The sequence below is a fragment of the Mesorhizobium sp. M8A.F.Ca.ET.161.01.1.1 genome, from assembly GCF_004792105.1.
Lineage (GTDB): Bacteria > Pseudomonadota > Alphaproteobacteria > Rhizobiales > Rhizobiaceae > Mesorhizobium.
In genome coordinates this window covers 1-295 of record NZ_SRTD01000418.1, presented here as the reverse complement: position 1 = coordinate 295, position 295 = coordinate 1, and the positions used below count along the sequence as shown (strand labels likewise).

Sequence of the window (295 nt, the reverse complement as noted above, 5' to 3'; positions counted from 1 at the left end):
GCAGCGCGGCGATGAAAGCGTCGAGCCTGCCCGAGACATTGTCCTCGACCAGCGATGCGGTCACCGCCTCGCGCAGTTCGAGCTGCAGGGCTGGGAAATGCTTCTTCAATTCCGGCAGGACGCGAGGCAAGAGATAAGGCGCGACCGTCGGGATGATGCCCAGCCGGAAGCGGCCTTCCATGGCGGGGCGGCCGCGCCGGGCAGTCGTCTCGACGTCACGTATGTCGGCGAGAATGCGTTCGATGCGAGGTTGCAGGGCGAGCGCCTCGTCGGTCATCCGCACGCTCTTGCCGCC

Annotated in this window: 1 protein-coding gene; it reads right to left on the bottom strand. The window is 66.8% G+C overall.

Translation table 11 applies throughout. From position 1 onward, the window contains the following. On the bottom strand, window positions 1-295 hold a 295-nt coding region (locus tag EN804_RS36345; RefSeq protein WP_246693558.1), incomplete at both ends, for a LysR substrate-binding domain-containing protein.